At 71.3% G+C, this 17,060-nt stretch carries 11 protein-coding genes; 3 read left to right on the plus strand and 8 right to left on the minus strand.

The features are described from left to right. Window positions 1-48: 48 nt before the first annotated feature. From ABZ807_RS22565 to ABZ807_RS22585, 5 genes are all read right to left on the minus strand, one after another. On the minus strand, window positions 49-699 hold the full coding sequence (locus ABZ807_RS22565) for a response regulator transcription factor (protein ID WP_357161254.1): 651 nt from the start codon (window positions 697-699) through the stop codon (window positions 49-51). Then, window positions 696-2,003 carry a histidine kinase gene (locus tag ABZ807_RS22570; RefSeq protein ID WP_357161257.1) on the minus strand — a complete coding sequence of 436 codons (1,308 nt, stop codon included), beginning with the start codon at window positions 2,001-2,003 and terminating at the stop codon, window positions 696-698. The genes ABZ807_RS22565 and ABZ807_RS22570 overlap by 4 nt, the downstream gene beginning before the upstream one ends. A gap of 79 nt (window positions 2,004-2,082) precedes the next feature. Then, the gene (locus ABZ807_RS22575; protein ID WP_357161259.1) at window positions 2,083-2,580 is read right to left on the minus strand and encodes a hemerythrin domain-containing protein; all 498 of its coding nucleotides are present in this window, start codon (window positions 2,578-2,580) and stop codon (window positions 2,083-2,085) included. 5 nt (window positions 2,581-2,585) lie between these two features. Then, entirely contained in the window at window positions 2,586-3,554 is a 969-nt protein-coding gene (locus ABZ807_RS22580; protein WP_357161262.1) for an aldo/keto reductase, read from the minus strand. Between the two features lie 103 nt (window positions 3,555-3,657). After that, the gene (locus ABZ807_RS22585; RefSeq protein ID WP_357161265.1) at window positions 3,658-4,524 is read right to left on the minus strand and encodes a hypothetical protein; all 867 of its coding nucleotides are present in this window, start codon (window positions 4,522-4,524) and stop codon (window positions 3,658-3,660) included. A gap of 47 nt (window positions 4,525-4,571) precedes the next feature. On the opposite strand from ABZ807_RS22585, the gene ABZ807_RS22590 reads away from it, so the two are divergent. The 3 genes from ABZ807_RS22590 to ABZ807_RS22600 all read left to right on the plus strand — a co-directional run bounded on the left by ABZ807_RS22590 (window position 4,572) and on the right by ABZ807_RS22600 (window position 8,798). Then, on the plus strand, window positions 4,572-5,135 hold the full coding sequence (locus ABZ807_RS22590) for a TetR family transcriptional regulator C-terminal domain-containing protein (RefSeq protein ID WP_357161268.1): 564 nt from the start codon (window positions 4,572-4,574) through the stop codon (window positions 5,133-5,135). Window positions 5,136-5,190: 55 nt separating this feature from the next. Further along, window positions 5,191-6,186 (plus strand): L-glyceraldehyde 3-phosphate reductase, encoded by a 996-nt coding sequence (gene mgrA / locus ABZ807_RS22595; protein WP_357161271.1) that lies wholly within the window; start codon window positions 5,191-5,193, stop codon window positions 6,184-6,186. A 338-nt stretch (window positions 6,187-6,524) separates the two neighbouring features. After that, entirely contained in the window at window positions 6,525-8,798 is a 2,274-nt protein-coding gene (locus ABZ807_RS22600; RefSeq protein WP_357161274.1) for a DUF4153 domain-containing protein, read from the plus strand. A gap of 122 nt (window positions 8,799-8,920) precedes the next feature. On the opposite strand, the gene ABZ807_RS22605 is transcribed toward ABZ807_RS22600, so the two are convergent. The 3 genes from ABZ807_RS22605 to ABZ807_RS22615 form a co-directional block, all read right to left on the minus strand. Then, window positions 8,921-14,932 carry a ThuA domain-containing protein gene (locus ABZ807_RS22605; protein WP_357161277.1) on the minus strand — a complete coding sequence of 2,004 codons (6,012 nt, stop codon included), beginning with the start codon at window positions 14,930-14,932 and terminating at the stop codon, window positions 8,921-8,923. A gap of 98 nt (window positions 14,933-15,030) precedes the next feature. Further along, window positions 15,031-15,882, minus strand: a complete 852-nt coding sequence (locus ABZ807_RS22610; RefSeq protein ID WP_357161280.1) for a sugar phosphate isomerase/epimerase family protein — start codon at window positions 15,880-15,882, stop codon at window positions 15,031-15,033. Continuing rightward, complete coding sequence (locus ABZ807_RS22615) at window positions 15,879-17,054, minus strand: ABC transporter substrate-binding protein (protein ID WP_357161283.1); 1,176 nt, start codon at window positions 17,052-17,054, stop codon at window positions 15,879-15,881. The genes ABZ807_RS22610 and ABZ807_RS22615 overlap by 4 nt, the downstream gene beginning before the upstream one ends. Window positions 17,055-17,060: the final 6 nt, after the last annotated feature.

Raw genomic sequence — 17,060 nt, forward strand, 5'->3', positions numbered from 1 at the left:
CGCGCCCCTCCCGCGCGGTGACGAACCCGCTCCCCCGGCAGAGGGGGATCAGCCGGCGGGGACGACGAAACCCGACTCGTACGCGGCGATCACCGCCTGGGTGCGGTCCCGCACGCCCAGCTTGGCCAGCACGTTGCCGACGTGCGTCTTGACCGTCTCCACCCCGACCACGAGCTGCCCGGCGATCTCGGTGTTGGACAACCCGGTGGTCATCAGCCGCAGCACCTCCGCCTCCCGCTCGGTCAGCCGCGCCCCGGCCAGCCGGTCCCCGCCCGGCCCCGCGTACGCCCCCGCGAGGCGACGGATCGCGGCCGGAAAGAGCAGCGAGTCACCGGCGGCGACCGCCCGGACGGCGGTGACCACCTCCGCCGGGCGGGCCCGCTTGAGCAGGAACCCGCTCGCGCCGGCGCGCAGCGCCTCGTAGACGTACTCGTCGTTCTCGAAGGTGGTGACCACCAGGACGCGCGGCGGGTCGGCGGAGGCGGCGAGCAGCCGCCGGGTGGCCTGGATGCCGTCGATGGCGGGCATCCGCACGTCCATCAGCACCACCCGGGGTCGCAGCCTCGCCACCAGCGGCGGCACCTCGGCGCCGTCGGCGGCCTCCCCCACCACCCGCAGGTCCGGCTGGGCGTCGATGATCGCCCGCAGCCCGACCCGGATCAGCTCGTCGTCGTCGACGATCAGCACGTCCGTGCTCACCGCGTCTCCCCCCTCGGCACCGGCAGCCGCACCCGGACCCGCCAGTGGCCGTCCTCCGGGCCGGCGGTGATCCGCCCGCCGAGCAGCAGCACCCGTTCCCGCATGCCGTCCAGGCCACGGCCGCCGCGTCCCGGCCGCGCCGCGCCGCCCAGCAGGTTCTCCAGTTCGATCTCCAACCAACGGCAACTCCAGCTCGGCGCGTCGGACGCCGCGGGTTGCCCGGGAGCCGTCGCCTCCCCGGGTACGTCCACCCGCAGGCGCACCAGGCCACGGCCGTACCGGGCGGCGTTGGTCAGCCCCTCCTGCACGATGCGGTAGCCCTCCCGGGACACCGCCGCGGGCAGCTCCGTCAGCTCGCCGTCGACCCGCGCCTCCACCGGCAGCCCGGCCGCCCGGGTGTCCGCGACGAGCCGGTCGAGCTGGGCCAGGGTGCGCTGCGGCGCGGTGCCGGCCGGGGCGCGGCCGCCGTCCTCGGTCTCCCGGAGCAGGCCGAGCACGTGGTCCAGGTCGTCCATCGCGTGCCGGCTGGTCTCCTCGATCGCGGCGAGCGCGCGGCGGGCGAACTCCGGGTCGCCGTCCAGGAGTTCGCGTGCCGCGCCGGCCTGGAGGGTGGCCACGGTCAGCGCGTGGCCCACCGAGTCGTGCAGCTCCCGGGCCAGCCGGTTACGTTCGGCGAGCCGGGTGGCGCGGGCCTCCAGGGCGGCGATCCGCTCGCCCTGGGAGGGGCCGAGCAGCACCGGCGCCATCGAGGCGGCGAGCGTGCCCAGCCCGGCGACCGCGTAGCCGAGGCCCAGCAGCATCACCACCCCGGTGAGGGTGAGCCAGCCGGTGTCCCGCCCGTCGAGCGGCCCGAAACGTTCCTGGGCGATGGTCTCCGCGCCGACGCCGAACTGGGCGGCGATGAACGCCAGCGCCATCGGCAGGGCGCTGATCAGCGCGAACATCACCAGCCCGCCGACAATCATGTGCAGGGCGATCCAGAGCGCGGCGCGCAGCCGGGTCTCCCGGTCGGCCGGATGCCCGGCGGCGGGCTCCGGCAGCGACACGCCGAGCAGGGCGCGCGCGGCGGCGATCTCCAGCGCCCGGCTGCCGTCGAGGAAGAACGGCACCGCGCCGATGACGGCGGCGATCGCCACCAGCCCGAAGACCAGCAGCCAGGGCACCTCCCCGCGCGTGAGCAGTTGGACGAAGGTGCCGACGAGCAGCACGTACGGCAGCGCGAGCACCCCGCCGAGCAGCAGGAACACGCCGCGTCGCCAGGTGCTGGCACGGATCAGCGGCGCGATCAGCGCCCGAGGACTCACCCGGCAATTGTCCCGCGCCGCCGCGCCCGGCGACTCCCCCGCGTCGGGGAGATCGCCTGGTAGCTCGGCTCACCGAGGCTCAACGGTGCTCCTGTACGTACTTCTCCGGGTCCTTGTCGGCGAAGGTCAGGTTGCGACCGTTCTTGTGCTCGCCATAGAAGGTCAGCCAGCGGGCGCCCAACTCGGCGCGGAGTTCCACGCCGGCGTGCCGGCGGAAGTCCGGCAGCGCCCCGTCCTCCTCCTCAGCGAGGTGCTCGCTGTTCTCCCGACGGGCCTTCCACACCGCCGCCCACCACTGGTCGGAGCCCACCGGGTGCAGCTTGGACTCGGCGATCGCGTCGCGGATCTCGTTGTGGTCGCCGATGGCGTCGGTGGTCTCGTCCTCGCCGTCGTCGCCGTGCCGCACCAGGTGCGGGTAGAGGATCGTCTCCTCCGCCTCGGCGTGGATGTCCAGGTGCAGGGCGAGCGCTTCCCAGACGGCCAACAGCTCGGTGGGGTCGCAGGCGTCGTCGAGCCGGGCGAAGCCGCGCCGGAAGGCGGCGTGGTCGTCCAGGATCAGCGCGGTGATGTCATCCATGCTGCTCACTTCCCCGCTCGAGCGCGGATCAGCTTCGGCACCGCGGCCAGGCCGGTGACCGGCTGGAACTGCCGGGCGGCGGTGGCCAGGGCGGCATACTCGTCGTCGGTGAGGTCGATCTCGGCGGCGGCCGCGTTTCGTTCCATCTGCTCCACGCCGGACGCGCCGGGGATGGCCACCACGTTCGGGTGGTGCAGCAGGTAGGCCAGCGCGATCTGGCTGGGGGTGGCGTCGTGCGCGTCGGCCACCTCGCGCAGCGTCGCGATCAGGGCGGCGCCGCGGGCCAGGTTCTCCGGCAGGAAGTACGGGTTGGCCCGGCGCACCGCCCCGCTCGGCGGGTGCTTCGGGTCGTACCGGCCGGAGAGGAAGCCCTGCGCGAGCGGGCTGTACGAGATGACGATCCGGCCGGCCTGCTCGGCGTACGGGATCAGGTCCTTCTCGGGACCCCGGTCGACCATGCTGTAGCGGACCTGGTTGCTCAGCACCCGCCGGCCCAGCGCCGCCTCGGCGAACTGCCAGCGGCGCAGGGTGTAGTTGCTCACCCCGACCTCGGCGACCAGGCCGACGTCCTGCAACGCCCGCATGCCGCGCATGGTGGTGGCGTCGGCGACCACCGGGTTGGGCTGGTGCACCTGGTAGAGGTCGATGCCGCGGACGCCGAGCCGGGCCGCCGAGGCGATCGCCCGCTGCTGCACCACCGGGGCGATCGGCAGCACCGGGAAGATCTTGCTGGCCACCACGACCTTCTCCCGGTCGGCACCGAGGGCGGCACCGAGGATCCGCTCGCTGCGGCCGAAGCCGTACAGCTCGGCGGTGTCGAAGAGGGTGACGCCGAGGTCGAGCGCCCGCCGGACGATGTCCGCCGCGAGGCGCTCGTAGTCGGGGCCGTACCCCCACTCCCGGGAGCCGAACTGCCAGGTACCGAGACCGATCTTGGAAATGGGCTTGAGGGTCTCCAGCGGGATGTATCGCATGATTCGACGCTACCCGGATAGTCCGGCAGGGCACCGGTGTTGGCTCCCATCTTGGACGCACGCCGCGACACCAGCACCGGCACCGCGGCGCTCATCGTGCGCACTAGATCCGGAAGACCCGCACGATCCACGGGGTGTCGATCAGCGTGTGCGGCGCGATGGCGTGGTAGGCCCACAGGTGCACCCAGGCATTGCCGGTCCGGACGGTGAGGAACGCCTTGAACATGCCGGGGAACGTGTAGACCAGCAGCACCAGCCCGATCGAGGTGACGGCCTGCTCGACCGTTTCGAACCGGGCCCAGGCATCGCCGAGGTGCAGTGCGGCGTACGTCAGGCCGCCCAGGAGCACGGCGCCCGAGGTGCCGGTCAGCCGGGCGAATCGCGGTACCAGGATCGCCTGCACGAAGACGAGCGTCGGCAGGCCGGTGCCGAGCAGGTACAGGGTGAAGGTGAGGGGTATCCCGAGCGTGAGCTGGCGAGGGTCCAGGGCCAGGATCGCGGCACTGAGGCCGACGAGTTGGCTGACCGTGCTGAACGCCAGGACGACGCCGATGACGAGGAGATCGCGACGTCGGTCGGAGCTGCGCAGGCACAGTGCGGTGCGGTCGTAGCGGCGGCGGAACCACAGGTACGGCGCGACCGCGTACACGGTGAGGTTGTAGGCGCACCAGCCGAGCGCCTCAGGGATCCCGATGGGCTCATGGCCGCCGATCAGTGTCCCTGCCAGGTGGAAGCTGATCGGGTGCCATCCCAGCGCGATGCCGATGGCCGCTCCGAGCAGTTGGGCCGTCAGCCCGTACGCCAGGACACCGATCGTCTCGCGGCGAGCGGTCGGAACCGCCGGGGCCCGCCCGGCGATGTCCGGCGCCGAGTGCCGGGTGAGGGCCCAGACGAGCAGCGCGAGCACGACGGCCTCTGCCCCTGCGCTCGCACCGATCTCGACGAGCGTTATTTGATACGACTGTGCCACGGAAGCAACGTAACACGACTGTGCTAAAAAGAGGTATGCCGAAAATCGTGGACAGCGTCGCCCGACGTGCCGCGCTCGCCGAGGCCGTCTGGCGGGTCGTCCGCCGGGAGGGACTCGCCCACGCCTCCGTGCGCAACGTCGCCCAGGAGGCCGGCCTGTCGACCGGATCGCTGCGCAACTCGTTCGCGTCCCAGTCGCAGCTGACGGTGTTCGCCATGCGCCTGGTGGCGGAGCGGATCCAGGCCCGGATCGAGGCGATCGACGGCACGGGCGACCCGGTGGACGTGGCCGAACGGGTGATAGCGGAGATGCTTCCCCTGGACGCCGAACGGCTCGCCGAGTGTCAGGTGTGGCTGGCCTTCTCCGCCCAGTCGATGGTCGACCCGGAACTCGGGGCGCTCAGCGGAGAGATGCACCAGCTGCTCCTGCGGGCCTTCACCACCATCGTCGACCGGGTGGCCCGACCCGGCGTCGACCGCCCGTTGAATGCCCACCGGCTCTACGCCCTGGTCGACGGACTGATCCTGCACCTGACGTTGCACGGCGAGAGCCCCGACCGGAGCAGGGCAGTCATCCGGGCCCACCTCGACGCCCTGGCGTCCACCGGCTGACCGCAGAAACGAGCAGGGCGGACCACGGCGGTGGACCTGGCGGGAAGTTACGCTCATGATCGTGACCTACCTCGCCGCGGACGACCGCTACGACACGATGACCTACCGGCGCAGCGGGCGCAGCGGCCTGCGGCTGCCCGCCATCTCCCTCGGCCTGTGGCACAACTTCGGCCCAGACCGGCCCTTCGAGCGGCAGCGGGACATCGTCCGCCGGGCGTTCGACCTCGGGGTCACCCACTTCGACCTGGCCAACAACTACGGCCCACCGCCCGGCGCCGCCGAGGAGAACTTCGGCCGGCTGCTGGCGACGGACCTGAAGCCGTACCGGGACGAGCTGGTGATCTCCAGCAAGGCCGGCTACCTGATGTGGCCCGGCCCGTACGGCGAGTGGGGTTCCCGCAAGTACCTGGTCTCGTCGCTGGACCAGTCGCTGCGCCGGATGGGGCTGGACTACGTCGACATCTTCTACTCGCACCGCTTCGACCCGGACACCCCGCTGGAGGAGACGATGGGCGCGCTCGACGCCATCGTCCGCTCCGGCAAGGCGCTCTACGTCGGCATCTCCAACTACGACTCGGAGCAGACCGCCCGGGCCGCGGCGATCCTGCGTGACCTGGGCACGCCGCTGCTGATCAACCAGCCGTCTTACTCAATGCTCAACCGCTGGACCGAGGACGACAGCCTGCTGGACACGCTGGAGGAGGTCGGCGCCGGCTGCATCGCGTACAGCCCACTGGCCCAGGGCCTGCTCACCGACCGTTACCTCGCCGGCATCCCGGCGGACTCCCGGGTCCGCACCAGCGTCTTCCTCAACGAGAGCGACCTGACCGAGGAGAAGCTGGCCACGATCCGGGAGCTGGGCAAGGTGGCCGAGCGGCGGGGGCAGACCCTGGCCCAGCTCGCCCTCGCCTGGGCGCTGCGCGACCCGCGGATGACCAGCCTGATCATCGGCGCGAGCAGCGTGGCGCAGCTGGAGACGAACGTGGCCGCGGTGCAGAACCTCAACTTCACCGCCGAGGAGCTGGCCGAGATCGACCGCCTGCTCGGCTGAGCCGCACCGTGGTCGTCGGGCCGGGTCCGCGCCGTCCGGCCGCGGACCGGGTCCGCGCCGACCGTGGCGGGTCGACCGCCCGCTGGTCGTCGCGCGCTGTGGACCTGATGACGTGAACGACTCACCAGGCCGACGTCGCGGACCCGCTCGGCGACGTCCGGACCGTCAGCGGTCCGAGTCCGCAGCGTCGGCACTCACCAGCTGCGGCGGTGGCCGGCGTGCTGGAGCCGAGGTTGTCGGCGCAGACGTCGACGCTGCTGATCCACCGCTGACGGGGCGGCGGACGACCGGGGTTGCCTCTACAGTGACCGCACCTCTGGATGCTCAAGGAGCGTGTCGTGTCCGAGTCGCCACCGACAGCAGACTCCCCCGAAGCCGCCGCGCCACCGGGAAGCCCACCACCCGCGGCGGGGACGCCGTACCTGCTGGTCATGCCCACCACCGAGGGCGCGCCACCCGGGCTCGTCTGGCCGGGCCAGGAGGGGCAACCCGCCTGGGCCATCCCGGTCAGCGTCCCGCCGGGAACCCGGGGCTTCGCAGTGTTCGTACCGCTGGTGCCGCCTGAGGCCTCCGAGCAGGGAGCCGGCTCGGCGGGCCGGCCGGCCGTCACGACCACCACACCCGCGTACGTGGCACTCCCGGCCACCGACGGACCGTCCACCACCCCGACGACAACGCCGGTACCCGCAACGACGGCCACCGGCGCGACCACCCCGGCACCGACCGACGGGGGTCTGCGGGAAGGCAGGCCGGTCCCCACGCAGCGCACGGAGGACGTTCCGGCCACGGGCCCCGCCGCGTCGTCGACGTCCGCCGCGTCGAGCGACCCGCAGCAGGCGGACGCCCGGACGGCCGGTGTCCCCGCCTGGCAGGGCGGGACGTCCCAGCCCCCGGCCCCCTCCACCGCACCGCCGCAGCCCGGTGCCGTCCCCGCCGCCGCGCCGAGCGGAACCTCCCCACCCGGCGCCGTCCCGGCCGGCCCGGCGAGCGCAGCTTTCCCACCCGGCGCCGCGCCCCTCACCCCGGCGCCGCCGGTCGCCTGGCCGGGGATGCAGTCGCTGCCGCCCCGGGTGGCCCCGGGCGGCTTCCAGCGGCAGCCACCGCGGCCCACCTTCCTCCAGACCCGCTGGCCGGGCCCGAAGCCGGCCACCGGCTGGGCGGCGCCCGGCGCGGTGCTCGCCGCGGCGCTGGGCGTGGCGGCCTTCGTGCCGCTGAGCCGAGTCGGCATCGGCTGGTTCCTCGGCGGGCTCACCCTGACCGTCGCGGTGCTGGTCGGGGTCAGGCGGCACACCGCGGCGCTGCCGCGCACCGAGCGCCTGGTCCGGGCCGGCTGGGCGGCGGCGGCCCTGGCGCTGCTGTCCGTGCTGGCCTTCCGTAACGCCTGGTGGCTGGTGACGTTCTGCGTGCTCGGCGCGCTGGGTTGCGCGGCGCTCGCGATCGTCGGCGGCAGACTCGTCCGCTCGATCCTGTTCAGCCTGGTCGCGACCCCGTTCGCGGCGTTCCGCGGGCTGCCCTGGATACGCCGCCATGTCCAGGCCGCCCCCGACGCGGGGGCGGTCCGGCGGGTGGTCTGGTCGGCGGTCGCCACCGTGCTGGTGCTGCTGGTCTTCGGCGGCCTGCTCTCCTCGGCCGACGCCGCCTTCTCCGAGGTGCTCAACACGATGGGGCCGCAGGTCGAGGTCGGCAGCCTGTTCCGCGGGGTCTTCCTGGCGGCGGTGGGCGGCCTGATCGCGGTCGCCGCCGTCTACACCCTGGCCGCCCCGCCGGACCTCTCCACGATCGACAGGGCGGCCGAACGCCGGCTCGGCATCCTGGAGTGGGCACCGGCCATCGGCGCGCTGACCGCGCTCTTCGGCGGCTTCGTGGCCGTGCAGTTCACCGTGCTCTTCGGCGGCCAGCGGCACGTCCTGCGCACCGCCGGCCTCAGCTACGCCGAATACGCCCGCAGCGGCTTCTGGCAGTTGCTCACCGTCACCCTGCTGACCCTGGCCGTGCTCGGTGGGGTGACCCGCTGGGCGCGTCGGGACCGCCCGGTGGAGCGCGTCCTGCTGCGGGTGCTGCTCGGCCTGCTCAGCGCGCTCAGCGTGGTGATCGTGGTGTCGGCGCTGTCCCGGATGTACACGTACCAGAAGGTCTACAGCTACACCGGTGAACGAATCTTCGTGATGGCGTTCGAGCTGCTGCTCGGGGCGGTGTTCCTGATGATCCTGGCGGCCGGCATGCGGTGGTGGGGGCGGTGGATTCCCGGCACGACCGTGGCCCTGGCCGTCGTGATGCTGCTGAGCCTGGCCGTGCTCAACCCGGAGGACTACGCGGCCCGCCGCAACGTCGCCCGCTACGAGCAGACCGGCAAGATCGACGCCTGGTACCTGCGGGCACTCTCCGCCGACGCCACGCCCGCCCTGGCCACGCTGCCGGACCGGGTACGCCGCTGCACGCTGGGCTGGATCGACGACGACCTCGCCGAGCCGGACCCCTGGTACGCGTGGAACCTGGGCCGCTCCCGGGCCCGCGCCGAGCTGGAGCGGCTCGGGCCGGGGGCGATCGGCGACCAGAAGGACTGCCGCAAGGTCGCCCAGTCCAACCTGCCCAAGACCCGCGGGACGCGGTGACCTGCCCGTCAAGCCGCCACGGTCACTGCACTGTGCCACCAAAGAAGACGAGGTGCCGGAGCACGCCACGCGTGCTCCGGCACCGGTCGCGAGCCGGCCGGCACCGGCCCGCCGTCATCTCCCTACAGGCGGGCCTTCAGGTAGGCGCCGGCCGCGAGCAGCTGAGTGCGGGCCGACTCGTCGGTGGCGGTACTGGCCGCCGCCGCGAACCGGTCCAGAGCAGCCCTGGCCTGGTCTGGCCGGTTCGCCGCCGCCGTACTCTTGGCCGCCTGGAGCTGGCCGAACAGGTTGTCGGCGAGCTCGTCGCTGAGCAGACCCTCCGCCTGGTACCGGCGCACCAGCGCCTGGGCGTTGTCGTAGGTGGCGACGATCTCGAAGGCGATCGTCACCTCCGTGACGTTGCCGGCCAGGTCGGTCGCCACGACGGTCAGCTTGTGACCGCCCGCCGTGGGCTCGACACCCGCACCGCTCTCGATCGCCACCCCGTCCAGGCGGAGGGCCACCGAGTCGACGCCCGACGTGGCGTCCCGTGCCGTCGCGACGATCGGCAGCGACGTGCCGACGTCATACTTGCCGCCCTTTGCCACGCCGTCGACGGTCACGACCGGAGCCGTGGTGTCGACGTGCAGGGAGAAGGCTGTCGGCGCGGAGATGTTGCCGGCCTCGTCGATCGCCCGGAACCGTAGCTCCCGCAGGCCGTCCTCGGTCACCCGGACCGGCTCGTGGTACTGCGTCCAGGCGCCGTCGCCCTGGGCGAACTCGATGCGGACCGGGCCGCCGCGGTCATCGCTCGCCGAAGCGGTGACCGTCGCCGGCGAAATGTACCAACCGAGCTGGCCGTTCGGCTGCGCCGGGCCGACCGACACGGTCAGGCTCGGCGCCGCCGTGTCGAGGACCCGGAAGTAGTCGAACGCGACCGTGACCGGCTGCACCTGCTCCGGACCCATCGCCATCAGGCCGAACGAGGTCATCGCGGCGTCGTTGGTGACCGGCTGGCCGAGCGAGGTCCAGTTGACCCCGCCGTCGCTGATCTGGGCCGAGTAGGTGTTCCCACTCCGGCTCAGCCGCAGGTAGTACCAGCCGCTCTCGGACGAGTCGGCGATGTCGATCGACCGGTTGCCGCCGTTGCCGAACTGCGCATTGCGTTCCGAGACGAGCTCGGCGTGCAGGTTGGTCGGCGTTCCGGCGTTGTTGTTGGCCAGGACGTCGAACTTCACGTAGTTGTCGTCGTTGTTGTAGACCATGAGGCCGGCCAGCTGCCACTTGTGCAGCATCGTCGGCGTCAGCCTGGTCTCGATCGTCCAGTCACCGCCGGCGACGTCCGCGGGGATCTTCTGCAGGATGAAGTTCCGCGGCGAAGCGTTGTTGGTGCCGTTGATGTCGCCCGGCTGGGTCTCGACGCGCAGCGCACCGCCGCTCACCGCGACCTTCGACGAGTCGTACCGCACCACCGCGTTCCACCGGCAGCCGTCGAGAGCGCTGCCTTCGAACTCGTCGCTGGGCGCGCGGACACCGTCGTCCGTGCCGTCCGGCGTGATGGTGAAGTGGTCGAACACGGCGTTGACCTGCGCCGTCCCGGTGTCCCCGGCGGCCGCGAGGCCGACGGTCGCGTTCGGGATGACGTTCGCGGAGCCGGCGAGCGCCGTCCAGGTCTGGCCGTCGGCGGAGTACGCCGCGGTCAGCTTCTGACCGTCGCTGACCAGTCGCAGGTGCGCGGTGGACGGGAAGTCCGCCGGCACACCCACGTTGGCGTGCCAGGTCCGCGTCCCGCCGGCCTCGGTCTGGAACTCCATGACCCGACCGCCGGACGAGGTGCGGGTGAACGCCACCTTGACGTAGTCGTTGTCGGTGCCGTGCATGAGCAGGCCGGCGTGCTGCCACTCGCGGTTGTGCGCGATCGTCAGCTTCGTGGTGATCGTCCACGGCCCGGTCTTGGCGCGCTGACCGGCGTAGCTGATCGGCCCGGTGGCACCCTCGTTGATGTCACCGTTGGTGACCGGCAGCACCAGCCCGCCGCTGGTGACCCGCACCGGCAGGTTCGGCGCGTTCCGCACCGTGGTCCACCGGTTGGTGTTCAGCGTGTCACCGTCGAAGTTGTCCGAGCCGCGGATCGCGCAGCCCGGAGCGGTCTCCGGCGGTGCCGGGTGGATGGCCCGGTCGACCAGGTTGAAGCCGCTGAACTTCACCTCGCTGGTGGCCGACGCGTTGTGCGCGGTGACCGCGAGGCCGATGTCCTGCGGGCTGGCCGCGCCGGGCAGCGTCACCGGGTCGCCGACCGCGGTGAACGACTTCCCGTCCTTGCTCCAGTACCCGTAGTACTTCCCGCCGTCCCGCACGATCCGCACCCAGGACGGGTAGCTGGTCGTGCTGGCGCCGGTGCTGGCGTCGAGCTGGCCGTTGCCGTCGGTGTCGCGCAGCCATTCGAACCCGGAGCCAGCCCGCAGCGTCATCGCCGCGTACCCGGGCGACTTGCCGGGCTGGGTGATGTCGTTGCGGACGATCAGACCGGCCTTGGCGGAATTGTTCGTGTTCGTCTGGCTCTCGATCTTCACCGTGGCGGTCCAGGTGTTGCCGGCCGCCGCCGGCAGGTACACCGAGCCGTACTGATCGGTTCCCTGCCACATGTTCGCGCCACCGGCGTTGATGACCCAGGTGTCCTGGTCCGGCCGGTCGAACGCGGCGGTGGTGTTGGTGTAGGTCTGCCAGGCTCCGTAGAGGTCACCGACCTCGACCTGCACGACGCGGGACTTCGTGCGGTAGCCCTTGTCGTTGGTCGCGACCGCGGTCAGCTGGTAGCGCTTCTCCTTGGGCGCGTTCCAGGTCATGGAGTACGGCGCCGTGGTGTCGGTGCCGATCGACGTGCCGTCGACGAAGAACTCGACCTTGGTGATCGTGTTCTTCGAGTCGCTCGCGTCGGCGGTCACCTGGATCTCGCCCGGCTCCAGCTTGTCGGCCGGCGTCGGGGAGGTCACCGCGACCTTCGGTTTGCTCGTCGGCGAGACGCCCTTGCCGTCGGCCTCGATGAAGTTCAGGCGCCGCTCACCCGCGCCGGGGAACACCGCGTACAGGGTGAACGTCTCGCCGGGGTCGGACACCTCGACCGGGACGTCCACGTAGCCGCCACTGGCGGTCGCCGGCACCTGCGCGATGCCAAGGAGCTCACCGTCCGGCGCGCCCCGCCGCAGCTCGATCTTGCTCGCGCTGGCGGCCGACACGCGCAGGACCAGCCGGTCCACGTTGTGCAGGTTGACCGGGTCGTACGACGCCCAGGCGCCGTTCTGGCCGGTGATGGAGTTCGCGTGGCCCTCGACGTCCCGCGACGAACCGACCGTCACGTTCGACGACTTGTCGAAGAATTCCGCCTCCCGCTGCTTCGGGAACAGCAGGGTGGTGTCCGAACCGGTCAGGCTCGGGATGCCACCCGCACCGCCCGAGTCGGCGTAGCGGCCGTCGAGCGCGTAGAAGACGTTCATGTCCTCGCCGTGCCCGCCACCGAGGTCGGTGACCACCGAGCCGGTGCGCCCGTGCAGCGGTTCGGCCGGGTGCGCGTGCTCGTCGTGGCCCATCGCCGGCTGGATCACCACGTCGGCGTCGTTGATCTGGGTGTCCTCGGCGTCGCTGACCGACAGGTCCCAGCTCACCTCGTCGCCGAAGTCGAAGAACGCGCCGTTGGGCGGCAGGTTGAACTTCACGTTCGGCCGCGTGTTGCCGACCGTGATCGGCACCGTCGTCGTCCCGGTCTTGCCGGCCGGGTCGGTCACCGTGAGCCGGGCGTTGTAGACGCCGTTCTTGGTGTAGGTGAAGGTCGGCTTCAGCTCGGTGGAGTCGACGACGCCGTCACCGGTGAAGTCCCACTCGTACCGCAGCTGCTCCTTCTCCGGGTCGGTGCTGCCCGAGCCGTCGAAGCGGACCTGCAGCGGCGCCTGGCCGGAGTCCGGCGAGGCGCTGATCTTCGCCGTCGGCGAGCGCGAGCCGGAGATGTAGTCGATCCGGTACAGCCCCGAGTTCGGGTTGTCACGGCCGAAGCCGCCGCCCCAGTCCAGCACGTACATCGAGCCCTCAGGACCGAACTTGGAGTCGATCGGCGCGAGGAACTGCTGCTGCGGCAGGAACGGGTTGACCTTCTCGACCCCACCCTGCCCGTTCGGGATGATCGAGTACATCTTGTTGCGGGCCCACTCGTAGAAGAACGGCCTGCCGTCGTAGTACGCCGGGAACTTGGTGTCCGACTGCAGGTTCGGGTCGTAGTTGTAGAACGGGCCGCCCATCGGAGCCAGGCCGCCACCCTGCGGGATCACCGACGGCACCGAGGAACGCTTGTAGCCGTACCACATCTGCGCCGGCTTGGCCGGCGGCAGCTCGGTCAGGCCGGTGTTGCGGATCGAGTCGTTGATCGGCTTGTTGCAGTCGAAGTTCGGGCCGACCGTCACCGGGCTCGTCCGGTAGTCGACGTCCCGGAACGGCTCGTTGTTGCCCATGCACAGCGGCCAGCCGTAGAAGCCGGGCTCGGTGATGAGGTTCCACTCGGCGATGCCGGCGGGTCCGCGGTCCGGGTTGTCGTTGCTGTTGTCCGGCGAGTAGTCCGCCATCCCGATGGCCCCGGTCTTCGGGTCGATCGAGAACCGGAACGGGTTGCGGAAGCCCATCGCGTAGATCTCCGGGCGGGTCTTCGCCGTGCCCGGCTTGAACATGTTGCCCGCGGGAATGGAGTAGGTGCCGTCCGGCTCGGGGCGGATCCGCAGGAGTTTGCCGCGCAGGTCGTTGGTGTTGGCCGAGGTCGCCCGCGCGTCGTGGAACGTTCCGTCCCGTTCGGACAACGGCGCGTAGCCGCCGGACGGCTCGGAGTGCGGGTTCACGTCGTCGCCGACGCTCAGGTAGAGGTTCCCGTCCGGACCGAACGCGAGGCCGCCGCCGGTGTGACCGGGCTCATCGGGGAGCCGGCGCGCCGGCACCTCGAGCAGGACCTTCTCCGTGGCGCGGTCGATCTGCGAGCCGGGCCCGACGGTGAGCCGGGACAGCCGGCTGACGAAGTTCGCCGGGTCGCTGTCGTTCGTGCTCGCCGGCGAATAGTAGATGTAGAGGTAGCCGTTCTGGGCAAAGTTCGGGTCGAGCGCGATGCCGAGCAGCCCGTCCTCACCGCCGGAGTACACCGGGATCGTGATCGCGGTGGAGGTGGTCTGGGTGCGCGGGTCGTACACCCGGATCTGGCCGCGCACCAGCTCGGTGAAGAAGACCCGGCCGTCCGGCGCGACGTCCATGGCAAACGGGGCGCTGGTGTTCTGGTCCAGCGAGACCCGCTCGTACTGGTCCCACACCGTGCCGCCGCAGTCGCCCTTGACCATGCCGGCGGCCCACTTCACGCCGCCGACGATGTGCTGCACCAGCCGCGGCTCGCCGGTGTAGTGCGCGCCGAAGTGGCCCATGCCGGTCATCCAGGCACGGCCGCCGTCGTACGGCTTGCACCACGAGATCGGATGGTCGTAGCCCATGGCGTTGCTGCCCGGGGTGTACGTCGTCTCGTCCATCGTGGCGAGCACGTGCGCGTCGCCGCGGACGTTGAGCGAGTAGTTGTACCACTCGTCGGCGCGTTCCCACCGCTGCGGCAGGTGCGCGGTGGATGGGTGGTCATCGTCCTCGACTCGGACCGTGCCGGGCTGCCCGGGGCTGGTGCCGGTGGCGGCGTGCCCGGGCATCAGCGCGCCGATCATCTTGTCCCACCACGCGTAGTTGCCGCGCATGTCGGTCGCGTTGTGGATGGCGACGATGCCGTGGCCGGCCTTCATGTAGCGCTCCATGGCCGCCTTCTCGCCGGCGGTCCACGGGTCGCCGGAGGCCTGGAACATCACGAGCGCGTCGAAGTGGGACAGGTCCTCGTCGTTGAAGATCGACGAGTCCTCGGTGTGCTGCGAGGTGATGCCGGCCTCGGCGAAGGCGGACTGCAGCACGGGCACGCCCTGCTCGATGGCCTCCGTGTGCCGGAACTGCGTGGTCTTGGTGAAGATCAGGACGTGGGCTTGGCCGTGCGTACCCTCGTGTGCGGCCGACGGCGATGCGCTGAGCATGGACAGCGCGAGCGCGCCGACGACTGGTATCGCGAACAACCGTCCCCACCGGGGACGCCAGGTCACGTTCATGAGATGCGGTACCTCCTGGGACGCGAGGAACTACTGGGGTGGTCATGACCGTGCGGCGTGCCGGCGCCGTCGGACTGGTGTGGAGGTGGCTGTCGGCGCTAGGGCATCACCGCCCGCAGGAACTTCAGGCCGTCCACGGCGATCGCGTCCTGGCTCGCGGCGAGCGAACGCCAGATGGAGGCGGCGGTCGCGATCGTCGCGTTCTCCGCGGTGAACGACTCGATGCACAGCGGGCCGGCGTAGCCCGCCTCGTCGATCGCGGCGAGGATCGCCGGCCAGTCCAGGTGGTCGGCGCCGGGCGTGCCGCGGTCGTTGCCGCACACCTGGACGTGTGCCACCCGGCCGGCGGCCGCGCGGATCGCCGCCGGGATGTCCGTCTCCTCGATGTTCTGGTGGTAGAGGTCGAGCGCGACCCCGCAGTGCGGCAGGTCACCGATCGCCTCGAGGGTCTGGCCGATGGTGTTGAGCAGGCTCGTCTCGTAGCGGTTGAGCGGCTCGACGGCCACCGTTACGCCGGCCGCGCCCGCGTACTCGACGACGGGGGCAAGGCTCTCCCGCAGCTGCGTGTACGCCGCGGCCCGCTCGTCCGGCGACAGCCGCCAGGTCCGGCCGACCGAGGCGTACGCCGGCCCGGCGATCACCGGCGAGCCGACCGTCGCGGCGGCGTCCACCACGCCAAACAGGTAATCCTGTGTGGATCGGATGGTGGCCCGGTCGGCCGCGGCCAGCTCACGACCGGGTGGCATCACGAGGCACACGGTGGCGCCGAGACCGTGGTCGGCGAGCACCTGGGCGGCCCGCTTCGGCTCCCAGTCGCCCGGGTTCTCCACCGGGAGCTCGAGCACGTCGAAGCCCCACCCCGCGACCTTGGCCGCGAGGGCGGCCAAGGTCGCGTCGGTCAGCGGCGAGGTCCACACCCACGTGTTGACCCCGAGCGGATGTCCGCTCACTTCCACGGTCCCGGGTAGCCCGGCATGTCCTCGCAGCCGCACATCGCGTAGTGCAGCGGCGGCATGTCCTGCTTGACGTACTCCTTGACGTTGTCGCCGGTGATCCGCGGCTGCGGCAGCACCCACTCCTTCGGCACCTGCTCGCCCTTGAGGATCTTCAGCGCGGCGATGACCGGGGTACGCCACTGGTAGGTGGGATAGGTCGGTGCGACCGCGGCCAGGCCCTCGTCGACCCACAGCCGCAGGAAGTCCTGCTGGTCCTCGCCGACGATGGCGGGCACGTCGACCCCGGCGTCCTGGAACGCCTCGACCGCGGCGACGCTGGTCGCGCCGGCATCCATCCACACGCCGTCGATCTGACCCTCGCGCTGGATGTAGTCAGCCACGATGCTCTTGGTCTTGGCCGCGTCACCGTCGGTGAACTCCACACCGACCACCTTGAGCCCGCTGCCGGCGAAGATCTCGTTGGCGGCCGCCCAACGCTGCTCGAGCACGTCCACGCCGGGCAGGATGCGCAGGGCGAGGATCTTGCCGCCCGGCTTGACCTTCTCCTTCAGGAACTCCGCGCCGTCGGCGCCGAAGGCGAAGCCGCCGATGGGGTGGATGAAGGTGACCGGGCAGCTGGTGTTGACGCCTCGGTCGAACACGATCACCGGCACGCCGGTCGCGCACGCCTGCTCGACGGCCGGCGTCAGCGTGGCGGTGGTGTTCGGCGAGATGATGATCGCGGCACAGTTCTTGGCGGACAGCGACTGGATGTCGCTGATCTGCTTGTCGTCCTTGGCCTCCGCGTCCAGCACGGTGAACGTGGTGATCTCCGGGTGCAGCTTCACCTCCTGCTGCATGGTCTTGTAGCCCACCTGCCGCCACGGGTTGTTCACCGCGGCGTTGGAGAAGCAGAGGGTGTAGTTCCCGCCGGGCTTGGCGAACTTTGCGGTGTCGACCAGTTCCGGCTGGAGCATCTGCTCCCACGGCTTGCCGTCCGGGCCTTCCGGCTTGGCGTCGCGGAACGCCAGCTGGCGGTTGTACTCGGCCTGGTCGAAGAACTTCGACTTGCCCGCGTCCGAACTGGATGACTTGCCGGTTGCCGGCTTGTCGTCGGGCAGGTCGCTCGAGCACCCGGCGAGCGCGAGCGCGCCCGCCACGACCACCAGGGACAATTTCTTGGTCATTATCGT

It is taken from the genome of Micromonospora sp. NPDC047548 (assembly GCF_040642975.1).
GTDB lineage: Bacteria > Actinomycetota > Actinomycetes > Mycobacteriales > Micromonosporaceae > Micromonospora.